At 40.1% G+C, this 22,836-nt stretch carries 19 protein-coding genes and 2 tRNA genes; 9 read left to right on the plus strand and 12 right to left on the minus strand.

Going from position 1 to position 22,836, the window contains the following annotated elements:
- Positions 1-37: 37 nt before the first annotated feature.
- Positions 38-1,111, minus strand: a complete 1,074-nt coding sequence (locus AC4CU0_RS05355) for a hypothetical protein (RefSeq protein WP_490742640.1) — start codon at positions 1,109-1,111, stop codon at positions 38-40.
- Positions 1,112-1,199: 88 nt separating this feature from the next.
- Positions 1,200-1,275, minus strand: a tRNA-Asn gene (locus AC4CU0_RS05360).
- A 251-nt stretch (positions 1,276-1,526) separates the two neighbouring features.
- On the opposite strand from AC4CU0_RS05360, the gene AC4CU0_RS05365 reads away from it, so the two are divergent.
- Entirely contained in the window at positions 1,527-1,985 is a 459-nt protein-coding gene (locus AC4CU0_RS05365; protein WP_490742641.1) for a hypothetical protein, read from the plus strand.
- A 50-nt stretch (positions 1,986-2,035) separates the two neighbouring features.
- On the opposite strand, the gene AC4CU0_RS05370 is transcribed toward AC4CU0_RS05365, so the two are convergent.
- On the minus strand, positions 2,036-2,473 hold the full coding sequence (locus AC4CU0_RS05370; protein WP_490743462.1) for a PaaI family thioesterase: 438 nt from the start codon (positions 2,471-2,473) through the stop codon (positions 2,036-2,038).
- 352 nt (positions 2,474-2,825) lie between these two features.
- On the opposite strand from AC4CU0_RS05370, the gene AC4CU0_RS05375 reads away from it, so the two are divergent.
- On the plus strand, positions 2,826-4,148 hold the full coding sequence (locus AC4CU0_RS05375) for an MATE family efflux transporter (RefSeq protein ID WP_490743463.1): 1,323 nt from the start codon (positions 2,826-2,828) through the stop codon (positions 4,146-4,148).
- Between the two features lie 49 nt (positions 4,149-4,197).
- Here the strand turns inward: AC4CU0_RS05375 and AC4CU0_RS05380 are convergent, their stop codons facing one another.
- Both AC4CU0_RS05380 and map read right to left on the minus strand, forming a co-directional pair.
- A complete protein-coding gene (locus tag AC4CU0_RS05380) occupies positions 4,198-5,424 on the minus strand; it encodes a pyridoxal phosphate-dependent aminotransferase (protein WP_111883988.1) in 1,227 nt (408 codons plus the stop codon).
- A 270-nt stretch (positions 5,425-5,694) separates the two neighbouring features.
- Entirely contained in the window at positions 5,695-6,522 is an 828-nt protein-coding gene (gene map / locus AC4CU0_RS05385) for a type I methionyl aminopeptidase (RefSeq protein ID WP_168378021.1), read from the minus strand.
- Positions 6,523-6,729: 207 nt separating this feature from the next.
- On the opposite strand from map, the gene rpsB reads away from it, so the two are divergent.
- The 3 genes from rpsB to AC4CU0_RS05400 all read left to right on the plus strand — a co-directional run bounded on the left by rpsB (position 6,730) and on the right by AC4CU0_RS05400 (position 9,178).
- The gene (gene rpsB / locus AC4CU0_RS05390) at positions 6,730-7,476 is read left to right on the plus strand and encodes a 30S ribosomal protein S2 (RefSeq protein WP_078190314.1); all 747 of its coding nucleotides are present in this window, start codon (positions 6,730-6,732) and stop codon (positions 7,474-7,476) included.
- A 142-nt stretch (positions 7,477-7,618) separates the two neighbouring features.
- Positions 7,619-8,494: a translation elongation factor Ts gene (tsf, locus tag AC4CU0_RS05395; RefSeq protein ID WP_180066391.1), complete on the plus strand. Its 876-nt coding sequence runs from the start codon at positions 7,619-7,621 to the stop codon at positions 8,492-8,494.
- A gap of 174 nt (positions 8,495-8,668) precedes the next feature.
- Positions 8,669-9,178 (plus strand): DUF3465 domain-containing protein, encoded by a 510-nt coding sequence (locus AC4CU0_RS05400; RefSeq protein WP_490742642.1) that lies wholly within the window; start codon positions 8,669-8,671, stop codon positions 9,176-9,178.
- Between the two features lie 252 nt (positions 9,179-9,430).
- Here AC4CU0_RS05400 and AC4CU0_RS05405 read toward each other — a convergent pair whose 3' ends face one another.
- The 7 genes from AC4CU0_RS05405 to AC4CU0_RS05435 form a co-directional block, all read right to left on the minus strand.
- The gene (locus tag AC4CU0_RS05405) at positions 9,431-9,886 is read right to left on the minus strand and encodes an Mpo1 family 2-hydroxy fatty acid dioxygenase (RefSeq protein WP_490742643.1); all 456 of its coding nucleotides are present in this window, start codon (positions 9,884-9,886) and stop codon (positions 9,431-9,433) included.
- Between the two features lie 153 nt (positions 9,887-10,039).
- Complete coding sequence (locus AC4CU0_RS05410) at positions 10,040-10,654, minus strand: septal ring lytic transglycosylase RlpA family protein (RefSeq protein WP_180173685.1); 615 nt, start codon at positions 10,652-10,654, stop codon at positions 10,040-10,042.
- A 285-nt stretch (positions 10,655-10,939) separates the two neighbouring features.
- Positions 10,940-11,941, minus strand: a complete 1,002-nt coding sequence (mltB, locus tag AC4CU0_RS05415; protein WP_490742644.1) for a lytic murein transglycosylase B — start codon at positions 11,939-11,941, stop codon at positions 10,940-10,942.
- Between the two features lie 791 nt (positions 11,942-12,732).
- Entirely contained in the window at positions 12,733-13,383 is a 651-nt protein-coding gene (locus tag AC4CU0_RS05420; RefSeq protein ID WP_180126493.1) for a hypothetical protein, read from the minus strand.
- Positions 13,384-13,400: 17 nt separating this feature from the next.
- The gene (gene queF / locus AC4CU0_RS05425; RefSeq protein ID WP_490742645.1) at positions 13,401-14,219 is read right to left on the minus strand and encodes an NADPH-dependent 7-cyano-7-deazaguanine reductase QueF; all 819 of its coding nucleotides are present in this window, start codon (positions 14,217-14,219) and stop codon (positions 13,401-13,403) included.
- Positions 14,219-14,992, minus strand: coding sequence for an ABC transporter permease (locus AC4CU0_RS05430; protein WP_078190306.1), 774 nt, complete (start codon positions 14,990-14,992; stop codon positions 14,219-14,221). The genes queF and AC4CU0_RS05430 overlap by 1 nt, the downstream gene beginning before the upstream one ends.
- Positions 14,989-15,924, minus strand: coding sequence for an ABC transporter ATP-binding protein (locus AC4CU0_RS05435; RefSeq protein ID WP_233945156.1), 936 nt, complete (start codon positions 15,922-15,924; stop codon positions 14,989-14,991). Before AC4CU0_RS05435 ends, AC4CU0_RS05430 begins: the two co-directional genes overlap by 4 nt.
- A 188-nt stretch (positions 15,925-16,112) precedes the next feature.
- Between AC4CU0_RS05435 and AC4CU0_RS05440 the strand changes: the two genes are divergently transcribed.
- The 4 genes from AC4CU0_RS05440 to AC4CU0_RS05455 all read left to right on the plus strand — a co-directional run bounded on the left by AC4CU0_RS05440 (position 16,113) and on the right by AC4CU0_RS05455 (position 22,780).
- Positions 16,113-16,188 (plus strand) — tRNA-Arg (locus AC4CU0_RS05440).
- Between the two features lie 467 nt (positions 16,189-16,655).
- Positions 16,656-18,470 (plus strand): allophanate hydrolase, encoded by a 1,815-nt coding sequence (gene atzF / locus AC4CU0_RS05445; RefSeq protein WP_490743464.1) that lies wholly within the window; start codon positions 16,656-16,658, stop codon positions 18,468-18,470.
- A gap of 18 nt (positions 18,471-18,488) precedes the next feature.
- Positions 18,489-22,088, plus strand: coding sequence for an urea carboxylase (gene uca, locus AC4CU0_RS05450; RefSeq protein WP_490742646.1), 3,600 nt, complete (start codon positions 18,489-18,491; stop codon positions 22,086-22,088).
- Positions 22,089-22,090: 2 nt separating this feature from the next.
- Positions 22,091-22,780 (plus strand): GntR family transcriptional regulator, encoded by a 690-nt coding sequence (locus tag AC4CU0_RS05455; RefSeq protein ID WP_180026403.1) that lies wholly within the window; start codon positions 22,091-22,093, stop codon positions 22,778-22,780.
- Positions 22,781-22,836: the final 56 nt, after the last annotated feature.

Consider the following 22,836-nt stretch of genomic DNA (forward strand, 5'->3'; position numbering starts at 1 on the left):
AGCTCTGCGATTTGCGGAGCTTTTTTATGAAAATGATTTAGCTATCTTTAGGTTCAAGATAAAACATCGATAAACCTATCAATAAAATTAAACTGGTTTGAGTGAAAAAGTGTTTATTAAAACCACCATAATATTGCTGCGAATAGCCTGCGATCAGTAAATACCCCGTTAAATAGAGCAGTCGATAATATCGGCTCTCAAAACAATAAAAGACACTTGCAAAACATAAAATCAAGCAACCAATCACCATATAGTGGATATCCCAAATGATGGTGTTGATAGCAAATAAAAGTGCTGAAAGTGCGCCGATAGATAAATTACGAAGGCTTTCAAACCCTTGAAAAATGTGCATCAAAGCTAATATGAAGAGTGGTAATAGAGCAAGTGCATATTTTATTTTCATACTGTTTTGCGTCATGAGCATAAAATTTTGCTGTTTCTCAACAATGGGGCTAGTACTGATGCTTAGCCTAAGCCATTGCAGGGTTAAGTGTTCAGGGATGTTGGCTTTAACTAAAAATTTGAGAGTGGCTTGTGGTGGAATAATATAATTTTCTTGGAATTCATGGCCATAAAACATCCATGACTTATTGGTCTCTAGTGTGTGATATTGCGTATTTTTTTGAGTTGAGATGTTAAAAAGTTGTCCAGTTGCATTTAACCCAGCTTTCATACATGGTGTTTCTTTCTCGTGATCAATACATAACGGCAGTACCGAAATTTCAAGATCTTTTCGAGTTTGTTGCTGACCTGCAAAATCGATATGAACATACAGTTGATCGGATTGGTTTTGCAGTGTAATCGGTGTACTCGCCCAATATTGTCCTTCTGTCATCTCGTTCAATACAAATTCAGAAATTTCGGAAATAGTATTGTGATTTTGAATCTGCTGAGGTGGAATCAACCATTGTAGGTTGCTGTCAAGAAGGGTGTTAGATTCACTATTATATAAATTGGGTGGTGTTTTGAAATGTTGCTCAATTTCACTTTCAGGTGTGCAGCTCACCAAATAAATTGCAAATGGGCTGATAAAAATTAAAAGAAAAATGAATGCAGTGAGATAGTGTTTTAAGGCAGTTTTATTTGATTCAGCATCAACTTGAATGAACATTTTTTTTATTTTAATGACAATGACTTATAGATTATATGTAAATCATAGGCATTAAAAAAGCCCATTTAAATAAATGGGCTTTAGAATTTGGCTCTCCAACCTGGGCTCGAACCAGGGACCTGCGGATTAACAGTCCGTCGCTCTACCGACTGAGCTATTGGAGAATCTGAATGCGATTATAAGCAGATTTTGAAGAGGGTCAAGCTAAAAATACCAATATGAGGAGAAATGCGTGATAGATGTTTTTTATTTGAACAAAAAGAAGGATTTTTTAGAAAAAATGAATCTTAGGCTTGCAAAGAAAAAATTCAATTGATAGTCTGAATGCAACAAAAAAGCGTTTAAACATATGTTTAAACAGTGTGGATTTAAACCCAACTTGCCAGCACTAAAATGGCTAAACAGGAGAAAGCGAATGAATACGCTGACTATTTCTCAGATTTTTTCAAATTTTTCTTTTTACCAAGAAAACTATCTTTCCATTATCAGTAACCAAGAGCAATATCAAACACCTGTCGAAGGTGCATACGTTGACGTTTGGCCTTTGGGTCGACGTGACTTGGTATTGGGAGATTTATTACAACTGTGGTTTAGTGAAAAATGGTTGATCAACGCGCCATGTCATTTACGTTTTGAACATCAAGATGATGGCCGTCGTGTGCCTTTGCAACGCAAGCAAGATTTGTATTTATACCAATTGGCCGGTAATGCGTTATCAGGCTCAAATCGTTCTAAAGTATGGTCTATTTCAGAACAACAAGAACTTCGTGTTGAGTTAGATAGTGCTTTAAAATATTACTGCTTTCAAAAGGGCAGTAATCGCATTGATCTAAGTGAAGGCCAATTAATTCGTGCCTTACATTCAGCAATTTAAGTTTGAATCATCATCTGCTCGCATTGAATTGCGAGCAGAAAAATAAAATATTAAGGACGTATAATCATGCAGGTTGCAGTTGCATGTGCATAAAGTTTGCCATTGTCATCAATAATTTTCCCTTCAGAAATCCCTAAATTTTTACTGATATTAATTAAATGGCCTATTGCGGTTAAATCTTGATTTTTAGGGATAGGTCGACACATTTTTATATTGAGATCAATGGTGCCATAGCCTATACCAGCTTCTAATGCCGAGTGTACGACACACCCTGTAACTGTATCTAAGACTGTTGCTGCAAAGCCACCATGCACACCACCAAGTGGATTTAAATGTCGTGCATCTGCTTTAGCCTTAAAGCTAATACTGCTCTCAGATACTTCATAAGGCTGCATAGGAATAGTTTCGCTAATACTTGCTGGTGGAATTTTCCCTGCACACATGGCTTGTAGAAGTTGTAGTCCAGTCATTTCTTTTGGGTTCATTATTGTGGCCTATTTTATGAGTTCTAAAAAGGAATCTGAGCTTAACATAGCTAATTGTTGAAATTATTGTCAAGTTGATTATTTGAAGCTTTCATTGAGTAATCTTGCTTTGGTATTTACGTGGGTTATATAAAGAATAGCAGTGAGTAGAGGGGATAAAGGGAGGTAGGCATGATGTGAAAAATAACGCGAAATGCATCTAAAAAAATAAGTAATAAATCTATTGTATATACTTGTTTTTTAACAGATGATGGGTAAAACATAAAAGATATCAGCTGATTATAAGTCGAATTGAGACTTATATTTAGAATAAAAAATACAGTGAAAAGTCATGAAAACGTTTTTAAATTTGTGGATGCCCATTTTTTTGAGTAATACCATTTTAATGCTTGGTGGTTTATTCGATACGATTTTTTTATCTCATTTTTCAGCACAACATGTCACTGCAATGGCTGTTTGTTTGGGTATCTACAGTTTAGTTTTTGTCTCGGGTATGGGTATTTTGCAAGGCATGATGCAGGAACTGGCGGAAGCAAATGGCCGCAAAGCGTATCTGGAATTACAGCTGATTATTAAGCAAAGTATCATTATTGTGCTCTGTCTTTCATGTGGTGCGGCTTGGCTTTTTACTCATGCAGAACCATTGCTTAATGTCTTAAGAGCTGATGAAGAAATAAGAGCATTAATTCAACCATGTTTGGTTTTGATGGCTTTAACCATTCCCGGGCATTTTTTATTACGAATTCTTTTTATTTACACGCAAACCTGTGGGCAGGCAAAGCGCGTGTTTTATGCAAACACGCTGTATTTAATAATAAAAGTAACTTTGGCATATGGCTTTATATTTGGAATTTCGGTTTTTAATATTCCTGCTTATGGTGTGAAAGGCGCTTTTCTAGCGCATCTTCTTGCGCAATGGCTGTTGCTTGTTCTCTATTATTTCTTTTTCTTAGAAAAGAAATTAAGTATTCACTGGTTAGGTGAGTTCTTTAATTTAAAAATTTTATGCAATATTTTAAGCATTGGTTTACCAACTGCTGTGGTTGTTTTTATTGATGTATTTACCATAAGCGCAATTGCGTTACTGGCATTGCCACTGGGTAATGTCATTGTAAATGCGCATCAAATCGCCATGGGGTTTTGCGGCTTATTGTTTATGTTGCCGCTGTCACTTGGCGCCACCTTTAGTATTTTGGTATCGACTAAAATCGGAGAGGGGCGTGTTCAGGAGGCGTGGCATTTAACCGGTATAGCGATGAAGGTGGCTTTCGCGGTCGCCTTAACCGCCTCAATCGTTGTGGCAGTATTTCATCCCTATATGTTGCCCTTGTTCAGTAATGATAAAGATGTACTCAACGTGGTTTTCGCATTGGTGTTTTTATTGTGTTGGATGCATATCTTTGATGCGATATTAGTAGTTTCGGTCAATATGTTGAGGTGTTGGAAAGTTATTGTATTTCCGATGCTGGTTTATAGCAGCATGATTTTGGTTTTCGGGCTTGGTGGTGGCTGGTATTTGGCATTCCATCCTGTGACATGGTTGGGGCGCACGTACGATGCATTCAATATTCAAGGTTTTTGGATCATGCTGTGTGTTGCTTATACGCTGGCAGCAGTTATTTGCTTTATCTGCCTTAAATGGAAACATAGCAAATACTTTAAAATGGCTCAGATATAAAAAAACCCGCGAATATCGCGGGTTTTTTTGATTCGATCTTTAGATCAAATTATTTTTCAGCAGCAATTGAAGCAATCGCAGCATCTACGCCTTCGATTGAATCAGCAGCTTTCTTAATACGTGCAAGCGCATCTACAAGTACTTCGTCTGCAGTTGCATAAGAAATACGCATGTAGCCACCAAGACCGAACGCATCGCCAGGAACTACTGCAACACCAGTTTCTTCCAACAACCATGCAGAGAATTCTGTGCAAGATTTTAAACCTTTGGCACGAATTAAAGGACGGATGTTTGCGTATGCATAGAATGCACCGTCAGCAGGAAGGCAAGTGATACCGTTGATGTCGTTCAAACCTTTCACAACTAAGTCGTGACGGCGTTTGAATGCTTCAATCATTGGCTCAAGAACGTCTTGAGGACCATTCAATGCAGCTTCAGCAGCAACTTGTGAAATAGAAGTTGGGTTTGAAGTTGATTGAGATTGGATTTTTTTCATCGCACCAATAAGTTTAGCTGGGCCCGCAGCGTAGCCAATACGCCAGCCAGTCATTGCATAAGCTTTAGATACACCGTTAAGAACGATTACGCGATCGTAAAGGTCTGGTGCAACTGTTGCGATGTTGTAGAATTCGTCGTCCCAACGGATTGGTTCGTACATATCATCAGAAGCAACTAAAACTTCTGGGTATTTACGTAGAACGTCAGCTAAAGCAAGTAATTCTTCTTTAGTGTAGATCATACCTGTTGGGTTAGAAGGGCTGTTTAGAACCACTAAACGAGTTTTGTCAGTGATTGCAGCTTCTAATTGAGCAGGCGTAATTTTGAAACGTTGGTCTTCACCACATTTCACGATTACAGGAGTACCTTCAGCAATGATCACCATGTCTGGGTAGCTTACCCAGTAAGGAGCAGGGATAATTACTTCGTCACCTTTGTTTAACAAAGCAAGTGCCAAGTTAAAGAAAGATTGTTTACCACCACAAGAAACCAAGATTTGGTTTGCAGCGTAATCAAGGTTATTGTCGCGTTTTAATTTAGCAATAATTGCTTTTTTAAGACCTGGAGTACCGTCAACAGCTGTATATTTAGTGAAGCCATTGTTGATAGCAGCAATTGCAGCATCTTTGATGTGTTGTGGGGTATCGAAATCCGGTTCACCTGCGCCTAAACCAATTACGTTTTTACCAGCAGCTTTTAATTCAGCAGCTTTGTTAGTAACAGCAAGTGTAGGGGACGGTTTGATGCTATTTACACGATCAGACAGACGTACGTCCACGGCAGTATTCCTTCTTATAGGGATTAAAAAATAAAAAGCACACTATCTTAGCTTAAATGCACAGTAATGGGGAGTGGCAAAATCAACAATGTGCAAAAAAGTGTGATATTCCATCCTAACCCTATAATTGAGAAAATTTACATTGAGTTACTTAAATTTTTAATCAAATTTTATGGCAAATTCTTAAAGTCACGGACAAAAATAGGGCATAAAAAAGGCCACAATATGTGTGACCATTTTTAATAAAATTTTGTGCTTCAAATACTTTGCTTATTGAACAAAACGCGATAGATCTTCTTCAGGGCGAGCAGTTAGCACTTCTACACCATTTTTTGTTACAAGTAGCGTGTGTTCGTACTGTGCAGACAAGCTATGATCTTTAGTCACGACAGTCCATTTGTCGCCAAGAAGTTTGGTTTTCCAGTCGCCACCGTTCACCATTGGTTCGATGGTAAAGGTCATGCCTTCTTCTAAGATCATGCCTGTATTGGGTTGACCGTAGTGTAAAACTTGTGGTTCGTCGTGGAAAACAGTACCGATACCATGACCACAGTATTCACGTACAACGCCAAAACGTTCTGATTCAACATATTGTTGAATGGCATTACCAATATCACCCATGGTTGCGCCCGGTTTTACTACCGCCATACCACGGTACATGGCTTCTTGAGCAACTTTACATAAACGGTTCGCTAAAATAGATGTTTCACCACCCACGATGTACATCATGTTGGTATCACCGTGGTAACCATCTTTAATCACAGTGACATCGATGTTTAAGATGTCACCTTTTTTTAACTTTTTGCTTTCAGATGGAATACCGTGACACACCACATGGTTCACTGAAGTACAGATCACGTGCTGGAACGCTGGACGACCCGGCGCAGCACCATAACCTAAACATGCAGGAATAGCTTCTTGTTTGTTGACAATATAGTCATGACAAATCGTATCAAGTTCGAGGGTAGTCACACCTGGAACAATATGCGGTTTGATCATATCCAAAACTTCTGCCGCCAGTCGACCCGCGACGCGCATTTTTTCAATTTCGTCAGGCGTTTTAATTAATCGACGTGGAGCTTCGTAAGTACTGTTCATGATCTCTAAAAACTTTTGGAAATTTGTATGTGACTATGGTATAAATAGCCGCCCATTTTATCAAATGCTTTTTCGTGAATATCTTTCACGAGCTTTGTGCGATGGGGCAATAAAATCCGCACATATATCGACACATTTCTCTGGGTGCCTTTTTAGGTGGAGAATGCGGGTATATGGAGGCCTAACCCAAACTTTAAGGTAAAGAAAATGGCAGATTACAACGTAAGCATGCGCGACCTTCTTCAAGCAGGCGCACACTTCGGTCACCAAACACGTTTTTGGAATCCAAAAATGCGCGAATACATCTTCGGCGCGCGCAACAAAATTCACATCATCAACCTTGAGCACACTGTTCCTGCGTTAAATGATGCTTTGAACTTTGCTAACAACTTGGCTAGCAAAAAGAACAAAGTTTTGTTCGTTGGTACAAAACGTGCAGCTTCTGCAATCATCCGTGAACAAGCTCAACGTGCAGGTCAACCATATGTTGATCACCGCTGGTTGGGTGGTATGTTGACTAACTGGAAAACTCTTCGCCAGTCAATCAACCGTCTAAAAGATCTTCAAACTCAATCTACTGACGGTACTTTCGCTAAACTTACTAAACGTGAAGCTTTAGAACGTACTCGTGAGATGGAAAAACTTGAACGCGCTCTTGGCGGCGTTAAAAACATGGGTGGTTTACCTGACGCATTATTCGTAATCGATGTTGATCACGAAGCAATTGCAATTAAAGAAGCTAAAAACCTTGGTATTCCTGTTATCGGTATCGTTGATACAAACTCTAACCCAGACAACGTAGACTACGTTATTCCTGGTAACGACGATGCGATCCGTGCAGTTACTCTTTACGCTTCTGCTATGGCTGATGCGATTCTTGCTGGTAAAGAATACGCTCAATCACAAGCAAATGCACAAGCTAAAGGCGAAGAAGCTCCTGCTTCTGAGGCTTAATGCGTTTGACGTAAGCTTGTCATTTTTGCGACACGTGATGGTGGCAAAGTAAGCGTCATGTATGCAGACGGCCCAAGAGACAGCTCTGGGCCGTTTCTGTTCTAAAAAAGAATTCATTTTCTACCGTATTTAGGAGATTAACATGACTGCAGTTACAGCAAGCATGGTTAAAGAATTGCGCGATCGTACTGGTCTTGCAATGATGGAATGTAAAAAAGCATTAACAGAAGCGGGCGGTGACATCGAATTAGCGATCGACAACCTTCGTAAATCTGGTCAAGCTAAAGCTGCTAAAAAAGCGGGTAACATTGCTGCTGACGGCGCGATCACTATCGCTCAAGAAGGTAATAAAGCAATCCTTTTAGAAGTTAACTGTCAAACTGACTTCGTTGCTAAAGACGAAAACTTTGCTGGTTTCTCTGCTAAAGTTGCTGCTGCTGCGCTTGCTGCTGGTGTAACTGACGTTGCTCAAATTGCTGAATTGAAACTTGAAGATGGTGCTACTGTTGAAGAAGCTCGTATCGCGCTTGTTCAAAAAATCGGTGAAAACATCCAAGTACGTCGTGCTCAAATCGTTGAAGGCGACAACCTTGCAGTTTACAAACACGGTTTAAAAATCGGTGTTGTAGTTGCATACGCTGGTGATGCTGAAACTGGTAAAGGTTTGGCTATGCACATCGCTGCATTCAACCCAGTTGCTGTAAACGAAGCTGGCGTTTCTGCTGAACTTATCGCTAAAGAAAAAGAAATTGCTGAAGCGAAAGCAATTGAATCTGGTAAACCAGCAAACATCGTTGAAAAAATGGTAACTGGTTCAGTTCAGAAATACTTGAACGAAGTTGTTCTTGAGAACCAAATGTACGTTATCGACAACGATAAGAAAGTTGCAGAAGTTCTTAAAGCAACTGGTACTACTGTTGCTAACTTCGTACGTTTCGAAGTTGGTGAAGGTATTGAGAAAAAAGCTGAACTTTCTTTCGCTGAAGAAGTTGCTGCTGCTCAAGCTGCTGCAAAATAATCTCTGATTATTTGTAGAAAAAAGCCCTCGTTTTAGAGGGCTTTTTTTATGGCTGTAGCTTTACTGATTTCAAAGCTATTTAAACTTTATATTGTGTGCATTCTTGTGCATAGATTCTATTTTTATCCATATTAATGACTATAATGAGTTGAAAATTTAGATTTAAAATCTCTTATGGCAAACAAAACAAATTTAACCATCGGCGGAATTATTGTTGCGCTTACAGCCGCTTATTTCGGAATCGATTTACAACAACAAAAATCTGCACCAGTTCAGACGACAGCGGAACAAAACGCACAGCCACAAATAGAATCAGTACAACCTGTAAATGCTCAACAAAAAGGGCAGAGTGCTGAAGATGTTATTGCGCATGCATTTAAAAATAAACTCAGTAATGTTCAGGTTGAGGGTACAGGTCGAGTGAAAGCGGTACTTCGAGATGATAATGAAGGTAGTCGCCATCAAAAGTTCATTTTGACCTTAAATAATGGTCAAACGCTTTTGGTCGCGCATAATATCGATCTTGCTCCACGAATTGATGATTTGCAAAAAGGCGATACAGTTCAATTTTACGGTGAATACGAATATTCAGATAAGGGTGGTGTGATGCATTGGACACATCACGATCCGAATGGACGTCATCAGGATGGTTGGTTAAAGCATCAAGGTAAAACCTATCAATAAAAATCACGTAGTCATTTTTAACTTTAGTCATTTAAATGATCATGATTCAGATGAAGCTATAACATAAAATTGGATTAATCATATTGAGTAAAAGCCAGTGTTTAAACACTGGCTTTTTGGTCGTATAAATAGAAAAAATGATTGGAAATACCAGAGATAAATACACCTATAAACAATAGGGTTTTAAGCATCGAATATGAAGAAAACCGATGTGGAATAAGTGAAAAAGAGATCTATGAAATTAATCGTGCTCTAAATGCTCTTTATTTGCGATTTATAGCGTGTTTTCCAATTACCAAGTACTTTTCCTGCAAATGTATCTAAACACCAAATAGGGCCAATGAGGAGGAATTGGAGATCTTTGAAAAAAGAGGGCTTTTTACCTTCAATTTTATGGCCATAAAATTGACCAATCCATGCGAATACAAAGAGTGCGATATAAAAGCCATAACCAACTGGTAACACCCAAATTAGCCATGCCATGATTAATGTTAACGCGGCGATTGCAACAGCAAGGACAATGTCTAAACGTGCGTAAAAGATAAATGCTAAAGCAAGTAAGACAGCAGTAAGTAGCGCGCTAAAATGCGCCAATATGCCAACGATTGAAAAATAAATCGTGGGTACGCAAATCCAGTGAATCATTTTATTGGTTTTATTTTGATGACTTTCGCTGTATTCATCAAACCATTCGTTGATTGTTTTCATGATAGTCCTTAATCATGGGGAAGGACTCCAATATAAACAAGAATGGAGGAAGGGTCAAAATCAGGATTACTGATGATTTGAAAGGCTAAGAGGCTACAAATAAAAAAACCACGCTAGGCGTGGTCTGTTAAATGCAGTCACTTCATTGGAGAATTAAGAATTTGGACCGTCTACGCGCTCAATGCTCACATTTGCAGTACCCGCACTGGTAATACCCAATTGCTTAGCAGCACCATAAGATAAATCAAGAACACGGTTACCATGGAATGGACCACGGTCATTTACTTTCACCACGACGCTTTTACCATTATTGCGATTCGTAACACGAATAAAGCAATTAAGTGGCAGGCTACGATGTGCTGCTGTAAGTGCGTTCATGTCAAACGTTTCACCGCTTGCTGTTTTACGACCGTGGAATTGACGACCGTACCAAGAAGCAGTACCTGTTTGAGTGAACTTACGAACAGTATTCGATGCAACAGTATTTAACTTTTCAATCACTGAAGGCTCATCTTCAGGAATTTCGATTTTAGCAGCGATTGTTTGACGACGAATTTTATCGCCAGAACGCTCAGTGATTGAAAGGCTACTTAAATTCGTAAAGTTTGAATTGAAGCTTTGAGCTTCTTTATTCAATACACGAGCTGCAAGACGAGAGTTGTCATTATCATGATTGAATGATGATGACTGAACCATCTCAGCTTGTGACTGACTTAGCGCAATTGCCGTGGCAACCGCTAAGGCATATTTAATAATTGATGACTGCATTGTTTATCTCCCAATGGCATATTTACTGGTTCAACTAAGTCGCTGATATCCATGTAAACACGTCTGATATTTCACTTTTGCAACTATATTTAACGAGATGGATAATATTCATGCCATCAATAGGCTGTCTAGTGTTTAATTAAAATACTTTGAAAATGTCTAAAAAATTAACAGTAGTTGGTTAAAAAATAATCAATAATGTAACAAGGTGTGTAAAATGCCGAATAAATGTTCATTTTGATGAAAATATTTGTTGACTTTTTTGCTCTATGGGGGAAACCAGTCTTATCGACTGGTAACTTCAGTGCCTAAAAGCCATAGCGCAGTCGCATACATACGGCTTTTGTTATAGGTTGTAATGACCTGAAAATTTGGATAAGTGATGTAATAAATTGGTCCATAACTATCTTGCAATTGGATGACATTGACCAAATCCAGATCATCGATTTTTACCAATGGATTCATAGGGGTTACACCTTGAGCCTTGAGTACACCATAGGGTGTTGGCTGGTTTAAATCCTTTGCAATAATGGCATCTGGGTTGTTTCCGCTATAGCGAGCAGCAAAAGCAATCGGTTGATTACGCTGCCAACCATAATTTGCTAAATAATTTGCAATTGAACCAATGGCATCGACAGCTGAATTACGCAGGTCAACATGACCATTGCCATCGTAGTCCACACCAAATTTTGGAATGTTACTTGGCATAAATTGAGGATAACCCACAGCACCTGCATATGAACCGACGACAGAGTTGGTTGGAATACCATCTTTATATGACCAAGCAATCAGTGCAGCAAGTTCATCTTGGAAATATTGCGCACGGCGTTCATAGCCAAAACCAAGGGTCGCCAAAGCATCACGGGTGATAAAATTACCTTTATTGCTGCCATAGCCTGTTTCAACACCCAAAATGCCTAAAATCACGGATTGAGGCACACCAAATTGTTGTTCTGCACGATTTAAAGTGTCGGCATATTGATTTTTGAAGCGAACGCCGCGTTGAATTGTACTTTCAGCTAAAAAGTTGGTTTTGTATTGGTACCAAGGCTTTGATTCGCCAGGTCTATTCATAATGCTAATAATGTTGGGTAGGTTTTTACTGCCTTGCATTGCCCAATCAATTTGATTTTCACTCAGACCATAGGTTTGCATTGCATTTTGTTTAAAGCTTGCATATGCCGGATGAGATTGGAAGTCGTTGGCCTGACAAAAACTGGTCAGTGAAAGTGAACCGGCCATAATGGCAATATGTGATAGTTTTTTATAAAAATTTCGATTTAGCATAAATAAAAAATTTCCAGTTGCTTTAGCGATGAGTATGAACAAAATTTCGAGGGGGTAAAGGTCCTGAAAATTGTGATGACCTTCTGGTTTCATAGCTCATTAAAGGTAAACGTTACCAATAGCAACTAAGATACCACTGACAGCGCATGCTTTCATAAATAGATATACAAAAAAAAGACAAAGCAAAGGTTTTTTTTCGCAGTTAACATATTGAAAAGTGACATATTCATTTACATAACTTGCAAATATTCACAAATCATTTGAAATAAAGATGACTCTAAAACTCATGTGTCATAAAAACGCAGAACGAATAAACTTTATCGCGTTGCGAAATACTGTTTAGAAGCTACAAATTTTGCAAAGTAAAATCCAAAAAACGAAGGGGGCAGGGTTAGAAAAGCACAGGTCTAAAAACATCTATATGCATGTGATGGCGTATTCACCTCATGGGTGTTTTCGCTAACGCTTCAAAGCTGTTGAAAACGTCGCTATATATAGTAGAAATATAGACTGAATGATAAAAAAGAAAGAGATTGAATATTAAAATGGACGCATTGAAATTTAAGCCAAAATGACAGCTAACATTAAAATATGATCTGTAATCAGGTTCTTTCTTTTCTGTGTGTATTTTTAAAAATAGTACATATAAATGCACTGTCTTTTAATAAAAATCTGTTCAATTCTAGAACTGTGTTTGCATGACTATATATAGTCATTGTATCGGGATTCGATTTTATGCGTTTAGCCATAAAAAAACCTAGCGGAAGCTAGGTTTTGACGAGTAATGCGATTTATTTGTTAAACATCGCATCATGTGCTTCTGCAAGGGCACCTAGCTCTTCTTTGGTTAGATTTGGGAAAATCTTATCAATTGCAATATGAATAGCTTTAATCACGGCAGAAGAACCGATATCGGCTGCTTTACGCTTAATCATGCCTAAATCGAGTGTTTTATTAAAGTCATTCATAAAATGACGCACTGCAGCTTCAGCAAACTGTTTATACAGTTCACCAAAAGCAGCTTTATTGATATCTACACCCGATTTAATTTCGGCATAACTGTTCTTAAGGTTAGTGACCAATCCTGCATCTAAGCTCAGACCTACACGATAAGTGCCAGTCGCGTCTTGAAATAAACTTCGTTCTGAAAATTCAATGGATTGTTTCACCACATCATTCGGAGATTTACCCAATAGCTGCTTTAACAATACAGCGACTGTTGATTTGACATAGCCAGCCAGTTTTTCTGCTGTGTCGCGCTTATCGCTTGCAGGAAACAGATGAACAGGAGCTAATATAGTTGCACCAATGATTTCTTCATTAATCAGCAAAGCTGTTTTATCACGTAAAGGATAAAGGGGTTCACTCGAATTTTTTTTCGCGTGACCATTTTGGATACTGCTTAGAAGTTCCTCAGAAGGAATAAAACCAAAAAATGGCATCACTAACCTCAATTTTTTTATTGTCGCGCCAATCGAATGGGGCGAGGCATCCATGTTAAATCCGATACACGACAAGGGTTGATATCCAATCCACCACGGCGTGTATAGGCAGCATATACCATCAGCTGACTTGGTTTTAAATGTTGCCAAATATCGGCAAACATTTGCTCCACACATTGTTCGTGGAAACCATTATGCTGACGGTAAGAAATAATATAAGCCAGAATACTACGATAACAAGGCTTAGTACCTTTATACCTTATAAATACCGTTCCCCAATCAGGTTGACCCGTGACTGGACAGTTACTTCTTAATAAATGTGAATAAAGTTGAATTTCAACTTCTTCTTGCGCTGCATCTTCATCTAAAGAGAGTAAAGCTGCATTTGGATGATTTTCTAACTGGGTGGGTTCTAAGTCATCAATACAGATGCCTTGCGGTTTTGAAATTTCAACTTCATCAACATGAAATAGATCAATAGTCACAGCGGCATTGGCTGCAGCAGATAAGTCTTTTTCAACGGTTGCTTTAAACGCTGCCTGAGAATCAAATTTGGTAAAGTTCATACTATTAAAGTAGAGCTTTAAAGATTTCGATTCGATGAGGTTGTCTGAACTTGCAGGCAAAGTTAAACGGCCAATAGCGACTTGAGGCACACCAGAAGCATTTAACCAAGAAATTTCAAAAACATGCCACCAGTCTTTACCTTGGCGGATGCCTTCCACATGGGCATATTGTTCACGTGCAGTGGCACGTGCAATCGGAAACAGAATATCGGGTTGATATTCTGTAGGGTAGTTGGTGTCTTTACCTAAAAGGGATTGTTCTACACTCATTATTCACGCATTCCTGAACCACGAGAAAGTAAATGATACGCCACGCCATAAAGTACAACGCAACATGCAGTAATTACTGTCAGTGAAATGCCGACATTCACATCGCTATGACCTAAAATACCATAGCGGAATGCATTGACCATATACACGACAGGGTTGATTAAAGAGAGATTTTGCCAAAAAGGACTCAGTGATGAGATGGCATAGAAAACACCGCCTAAATAAGTCAGCGGAGTCAGGACGAAAGTCGGGATAATCGAAATGTCGTCAAAAGATTTTGCATAAACAGCATTAATAAATCCGCCAAGAGAAAACAGCAGCGAAGTAATGAGTACTGTATATATAGTTACGAAGATATTGGTCAGGTGTAATTCAGTAAAAAATAGGCTCATCGCAGTGACAATAAAACCGACTAAAACACCACGGCAAACACCACCGATCACATAACCCCAAAGCACCATGTGTAACGGCACTGGGCTCATGATTAATTCTTCGATGCTTTTTTGAAATTTTGCACTAAAGAAACTTGATGACACATTGGCATAGCTGTTGGTGATGACCGCCATCATAATTAAGCCGGGCACGATGAACTGCATATAGCTAAAACCGCCCATTTGCCCAATGCGTGAACCGACTAAATTACCGAAAATCACAAAGTACAAACTCATGGTGATCGCAGGTGGGAGAAGAGTTTGCGGCCAAATACGCATGAAACGGCGAATTTCTTTATACACTAAGGTGTAGAGGGCGATACACAGTTGGTTAAAATTCATTGTGCTGCACCTTCAAGATTTTTTTCGACCATACGGACAAACAGTTCTTCTAGTCGGTTAGATTTATTACGCATACTACGAACCTGAATACCTTGAGATTCCATGAGTTGAAACAGATCATTTAAGGTATGGGCTTTATCCATAGTGACCTCTAAAGTGACGGGGTCAACTAAGTTGAAACGAACACCAATAATTTCAATATGGATCGGTTCAATGGGTTCGGCTAAATCGAAAATAAAGGTTTCTTCATTTAACTGACTGAGAAAACCTTTCATGCTGGTGTCTTCTTTAATCACACCACGGTCAATAATTGCGATTCGACGACACAACATTTCTGCTTCTTCTAAATAGTGTGTCGTTAAAATAATAGACGTACCTTTTTCGTTCATTTCTGTGAGGAAATCCCACATCGAACGGCGTAGCTCAATATCAACACCAGCAGTCGGTTCATCTAAAATCAGCAGTTTAGGTTCATGCATCATGGCACGAGCGATCATTAAACGGCGTTTCATACCACCTGATAGCATGCGTGCTTGGGTACTACGTTTTTCCCAAAGACCAAGTTTTTCTAAATATTCCTCGGCACGTTTTTCTGCAATCTTTTTGGGAATGCCGTAATAGCCAGCTTGAGTCACTAAAATATCAAATGTTTTTTCAAATTGACCAAAGTTAAATTCTTGAGGGACAACGCCCAAACACTGCTTTGCATGCGAGGGATGGGTATCTAAATTATGGCCAAAGATTTCAACAGAACCTGAAGTTTTACGGGTAAGTGAACTGATAATACTAATCGTGGTAGATTTTCCTGCACCATTGGGACCTAAAAGTGCATAAAATTCACCTTCGGGTACTGTTAAATCAATACCTTTAAGCGCCTGAAACCCATTTTTATAGGTTTTTGACAGCTGCTTTAACGTTAGTGCATCAGTCATAAATAATTCACTCTATAAATAGTGTGAGTATTGTGCGATATCGGGGCAAATAAACCAAGTAAATCGTATGGAATACTGCATTTTAAAAATAGAACGTTGTATAAAGCTTAAGCAGAAAAATACCTAACATCTATATAGTTGCTTTACCTTACAGTTTTTTTTGTTATGATGTGCGCAATCCAAAATAAGCGCTCATAGCTCAACTGGATAGAGTACAGGTCTCCGAAGCCTGTGGCGTGGGTTCGAGTCCCGCTGAGCGCACCATTTTTTAGTTTTGACTGTTTAACTAAATTTTGCGAATCAATAGCTTTTATTATTACTACTTTTCTATTCAACCCGATCAATCTCAAAGCCCAATATTGCTTTAGCCATCATTGATGTATCTTTTTCTATATAAAGTTCAAAATATTTCTCAGTTGTTTTTATTCTAAGTTCAAAGTCATACAAAACATTTAAATCGAAAGCTTATAAATATTGAAAATAGAAAGTTCACTGTATTTATATCTGCATCTAAATCAAAAGAATCTATTGAAAACACGATTATAAAAGTCATGCACCAAAATAGTGGAGCTTGGAAACTTAATAGAACACTTATCGTTTTGTATTGCCTAAATAAAATAGGAAAACGATTGGTGCTTTAGTATTAACATACTAAAAAATAACAAAAAATTAATTTTGGCATGATGTGTGCAATACAGTATTCAAACTTGGATACAAGAATGAGCACATCAATGAACCCAATAAAAACTTTAGGCTGGACTTTAGAAGAATGGAAAGCGGGCTACGCGAATAACACAATTCAACTCGAAGACTTATATGCCTTGGTTGAGCAATTTGACCATGCAGACTCAGCATGGATTTCCATTGCATCGATAGAACAATTAACTTCCCAGATTGAAGCTTTAAAACAAATTGAAAATGCGACTGCCTTACCTTTATTTGGTGTGCCTATTGCAGTGAAAGACAATATTGATGTGGTGGGCTTTGCGTCAACGGCTGCGTTTAAATTATTTACGGACATAAAAACTGATGATGCCTTTGTGGTGCAGCGCTTAAAACAAGCGGGTGCGATTATTGTAGGCAAAACCAATTTAGATCAATTTGCCACAGGATTAGTCGGTACACGTTCGCCATTTGGTGCAGTACCAAATACTTTTAATCCTGACTATGTAAGCGGTGGTTCAAGCTCAGGTTCAGGCAGTGTGGTGGCGCGCGGTTTAGTCCCGATTGCGCTCGGTACAGATACAGCAGGCTCAGGGCGTATTCCCGCAGCCTTTAATAATATTGTCGGTTTAAAGCCGACCAAAGGTCGCTTTTCAAATACAGGCTTATTGCCTGCGTGTAAAAGCTTAGATTGCATTTCAATTTTTGCCTTAACCGTCGCTGATGCAACTGCAGTGGCAGAAGTTATGGAAGGTTTTGATGTAAGCGACAGTTATTCACGTGTGAATCCTGCTACAGCGCCTGCAAAGTTCAGTGCACAATTAAAGTTAGCCATTCCAAAACAATTAGAATTTTTTGGTGATGCTCAATCGGCGGATGCATTTCAGCAAGCATTAATTGAATTAAAAAACTTAGGTGCAGAACTGACTGAAATTGATTTCAGTGCTTTTAGTCAATTGGCGAGCCAACTTTACCAAGGGTCATGGGTTGCAGAGCGTACTGCTGCAGTTGCAGACTTATTAGAAACATCGGTACAAGACTTTGATCCAACAGTTTTAGAAATTATTCAAAAAGGCCAGCAGTACACTGCGGTTGATGCTTATAACGCCGAATATTTAAAGCAAGAATTGGCTCGAGACATTCAGCAAACCTTAGCTCAATTTGATGCCATAGTGGTGCCAAGCTCGCCAACCATACACACGCTTGCAGAAATGGCTGAATCGCCAATTGAAAATAATAGCCACTTTGGCACCTATACCAACTTTACCAATTTAGCAGACCTCAGTGCCATCGCTGTACCTGCAGGCTTTCGTGCCGACGGGCTGCCTTTTGGAATCACATTCATTGCACCGGCTTGGCACGATACGGCTTTAGCAGATTTTGCCGAAAAATGGCAAAAGCATTTGAAATTACCACTCGGTGCAGTAGCTAAAACATTGCCTGAAGCAAATTCAGTCATGTCTGCACCATCCGCACAACATTTTCGAGTTGCAGTCGTAGGCGCACATCTCACAGGCATGCCACTCAATTTCCAACTGACAACACGCCAAGCCGTGCATGTTGAAACCACAACCACTTCTGCCGATTACGCCCTCTATGCACTGCCGGGCACAGTACCTCCGAAACCAGGTTTAGCGCGTCAGGAAGCGGGTCAAAAAATTATTGTCGAGCTTTGGGATATTCCAAAAGCACGCTTTGGTGAATTTGTCGCCGAAATTCCAACACCACTGGGTATGGGCAATATCGAGCTTGCCGATGGACGTTGGGTGAAAGGCTTTATTTGTGAACCTTATGGCCTAAACGGTGCAAAAAATATCAGTGAATTTGGCGGCTGGCGCGTCTATATCCAATCACTGCAAGCAACAACAGCAAAATCAAATTAAAAATTCGGGGAAATAATCATGTTTAAAAAAGTTTTAATTGCAAACCGTGGTGAAATTGCTGTTCGTGCGATTCGTACATTAAAGAAACTCGGTGTTCAGTCGGTTGCCGTATATTCAGAGACAGACCGTTATGCACAACATGTCTTAGATGCAGATGTGGCGGTTTCACTTGAGGGCATCAAACCTGCAGAGACTTATTTAAGTATTGAAAAACTGATTCAAGCAGCCAAACAAACCGGTGCTGAAGCTATTTTTCCTGGTTATGGCTTTTTGTCAGAGAGTGCTGACTTTGCCCGTGCATGTGAGGAAAATGGTATCGCCTTTATGGGGCCAACGGCTGAACAAATTTTAGAATTTGGTTTGAAGCATCGTGCGCGTGAATTGGCTGCTGCAGCCAATGTGCCTATGACACCGGGCACAGGTTTATTGGCAAGTTTAGATGAAGCACTCGCATCTGCGGCAGAGATTGGCTATCCCGTCATGCTGAAAAGCACCGCGGGTGGTGGCGGGATTGGTTTAACCCGCTGTGATGATGAGCAATCATTAAAAGATGCGTATGAAAGTGTAAAGCGTCTAGGCGAGCAGTTCTTTAAAGATGCGGGCGTGTTTCTCGAACGTTTTGTCGATAAAGCCCGCCACGTAGAAGTACAAATTTTTGGTGATGGTTTTGGTCAAGTCGTTGCTTTTGGTGAGCGTGACTGTTCCTTGCAGCGCCGTAACCAAAAAGTCGTTGAGGAAACACCTGCACCGCATTTACCAGAAGCGACACGTCAAAAATTGCACCGTGCTGCCGTAGAGCTCGGTCAATTGGTGAAATACCGCAGCGCAGGCACAGTTGAGTTTATCTATGATGCTGCCCGTGATGAAGTGTATTTCCTTGAAGTGAATACCCGTTTGCAGGTTGAACATCCAGTCACTGAAATGGTGACAGGATTAGATCTGATTGAATGCATGCTGAAAGTGGCGGCAGGTGATGCTTTAGATTGGGAAAAGCTCAGCAATATTCAGCCCAATGGTGCTGCCATTGAAGTGCGAATTTATGCGGAAGATCCAGTGAAAAACTTCCAGCCAAGTCCGGGCGTACTCACAGATGTGTATTTCCCTGAAGACATCCGTGTGGATACGTGGGTTTCTACAGGCACAGAAATTTCACAATATTTTGACCCGATGATTGCCAAAATTATTGTGCATGCAGCAGACCGAGACAGTGCGATTGCCAAGCTAAAAACAGCCTTGGCTGAAACTCGCCTGAATGGTATCAGCACCAACTTAGACTATGCACATACCGTAGTATCCGATGCACGCTTTGAAAATATGCAAATCTGGACACGTCTGCTGGATGATTTTAAATACGTGCCAAATGTAATTGAAGTGCTACAACCGGGAACGCAAAGTACGATTCAAGACTATCCGGGGCGTGTGGGCTATTGGGATATTGGTGTACCGCCCTCAGGCCCGATGGATGATTATGCATTTCAATTGGCCAATCAAGTTGTGGGTAATCCAAAATCGGCAGCAGGCTTTGAGTTTACCTTACAAGGACCAAGTCTTAAATTTCATGCCGATAGCATCGTAGCCTTAGCAGGTGCGCTATGTAGCGCGACTCTAGATGGTGTGAATGTCGATTTTTGGCAGCCGATCAGCATCAAAGCCGGGCAAACTTTGGCACTCGGACAAGTTGAGTCGGGTTGCCGTACTTATCTTGCGATCCGCAACGGATTAAATGTACCTGAATATCTAGGCAGCCGTTCAACCTTTGCATTGGGTAATTTTGGCGGCCATGCAGGGCGAGTACTGCGTGCAGGTGACATGATTAAAATGGTCAATCCAAGCCTGCCTTTAGATGGATTGTCGGTTGCAACAGCAGCACCGCAAGCTTTGGCAGCAGAGCGTATTCCAAGCTATGGCAAAGAATGGAAAATTGGCGTGCTCTATGGTCCACATGGTGCACCAGATTTCTTTAAACCTGAATATATTGAAGAATTTTTTGCTTCAACATGGAATGTACACTTTAACTCAAACCGTTTAGGTATTCGCCTAACTGGCCCAACACCAAGCTGGGCACGTGAAAATGGCGGTGAAGCAGGTTTGCATCCATCCAATGTGCATGACTGTGAATATGCTATTGGGGCGATTAACTTCACCGGTGATTTTCCTGTGATTTTGGCTAAAGATGGCCCAAGCCTCGGTGGCTTTGTTTGCCCAGTGACGATTGCTAAAGCTGAACTTTGGAAAATTGGTCAACTGAAGGCAGATGACAGCATCAGTTTCTATCCGATGAGTGTGGAACAAGCCAATGCCTTGGAAGTTCAGCAAATTGCCGATATTCAAAACTTTGCTCAAGCGCCTGAAAAGTCAGAGTTGGCAAATTTTGAGTGTAAGCCTGAAGGGATATTGGCTGTGCGTGAAGCAGATGCACATGCGCCAAAAGCGGTCTATCGTCAGGCAGGTGACAGTTACATCTTGCTTGAATATGGCGAAAACGTTCTCGACCTTGCATTGCGCTTACGTGTTTATCGACTGATGCAGCTGATTCGTGAAGCGAATATTGATGGCATCTTAGAGCTTTCACCGGGTGTGCGTTCACTGCAAATTAAATATGATGGATTGCGTTTCAGCCAAGCGAATTTAATCCAGTTCTTATTGGGACTCGAAAATGAGATGGGCGATTTGAGCCAAATCAAAATTCCATCCCGTATTATTCACTTGCCGATGGCATTTGAGGATTCGGCAACTTTAGGTGCTGTAGAACGTTATCAAGAAAGTGTTTGTGCCAAAGCGCCGTGGTTGCCAAATAACGTCGATTTCATTCAGCGTATTAATGGTTTAGATAGCCGTGAGCAAGTCAAAGACATTATTTTTGATGCCAATTACCTGATTTTAGGTTTGGGCGATGTGTATTTAACTGCACCTTGTGCCGTGCCAATTGATCCGCGTCATCGTTTGCTCAGCTCGAAATATAATCCTGCACGTACTTTTACCGCAGAAGGCACAGTGGGTATTGGTGGTATGTACATGTGTATTTATGGCATGGACTCACCGGGCGGGTATCAGTTGATTGGCCGTACATTGCCTATTTGGAATAAGTTTAAAAAGAACAAGCAGTTTGGCGATCAACAATGGTTCTTACGCTTCTTTGATCAAATTAAATATTATGAAGTCACTGAAGCTGAGCTTGATCAATTCCGTGCTGACTTTGCCAATGGCGTAGCTGAAATCAAAATTGAAGAAACTGAATTTGATTTTGCAGCTTATCAAGCCTTTTTGGAAACAGAGAAAGACAGTATTGCCGAATTTAAAGCACAGCAGCAGCAGGCATTTACAACTGAAGTTGCGCGTTGGAAAGATGAGTTTGATGCACCTGTGGAAATGGAAACCCTGCAAGATGATACCGACTATAGCCAATTTGCAGCCTTGAATGCGTCGATGACCGGCAACATTTGGAAAATTTTTGTCGAAGCTGGACAGTCTGTGAAGAAAGGCGATACTGTAGCCATTATTGAAGCGATGAAAATGGAGCTTCCAGTCTATGCTGATGATGACGGCATAGTGAAGGCGATTATCTGCCGTGCAGGACAAACGGTACATAGCGGTGAACCGCTGGTTTATATGGAATAAACATGACCACAACCACCATTGTTGGGAAAAGCTCAGACAACTTGTCTGAGCTGGTTTTCCAAAAAATAAAAAACGATATTTTTGATTTCCAGCTCAAACCGGGCGCACGTTTTACCGAATCTGAAATTGCCGAATTATATGAAGTAAGCCGTACACCCGTACGGCAGGCTTTATACCGTTTACAGCAAGATGGCTATGTAAGAGTACATTTTCGTAGCGGTTGGGAAGTGAAGCCGCTGAACTTTAGGGCTTATGAAGAATTGTATGATTTACGGATTTTGCTGGAATGCTATGCCATTGAGCAGCTCTGCAAAATGGAATCAGAACAACTCAAGCAGGCTTTACAGACATTGGTGAATTTGTGGTGTATTCCGCCTGAACAGTTTTTGCATGATTTAAAAACTTTATCGATGCAAGATGAAGCATATCACTGCCAATTGGTTGAAGCAATCGGCAATAGTGAAATGGCAAAGGTACATCGGGATGTAAGTGAAAAAATCCGTATTATTCGCCGTTTAGATTTTTCTAAAGATTATCGAATTGAAGCCACTTATGCAGAGCATCAACAGATTTTACAATTGATCCTTGGACATAACGTGACAGCGGCATTGGAGAAAATGCGCAGCCATATTCAGCAAAGTAAAGAAGAGGTGAAAAAAATTACTTTGGAAATGTTGGCGCGAATGGCATAGAAGTATTTGCAAAAGATCTACCTCACGATAATTCACGGTAGATATGTATTTTACGA

Source organism: Acinetobacter sp. LipI_15, assembly GCF_058242865.1.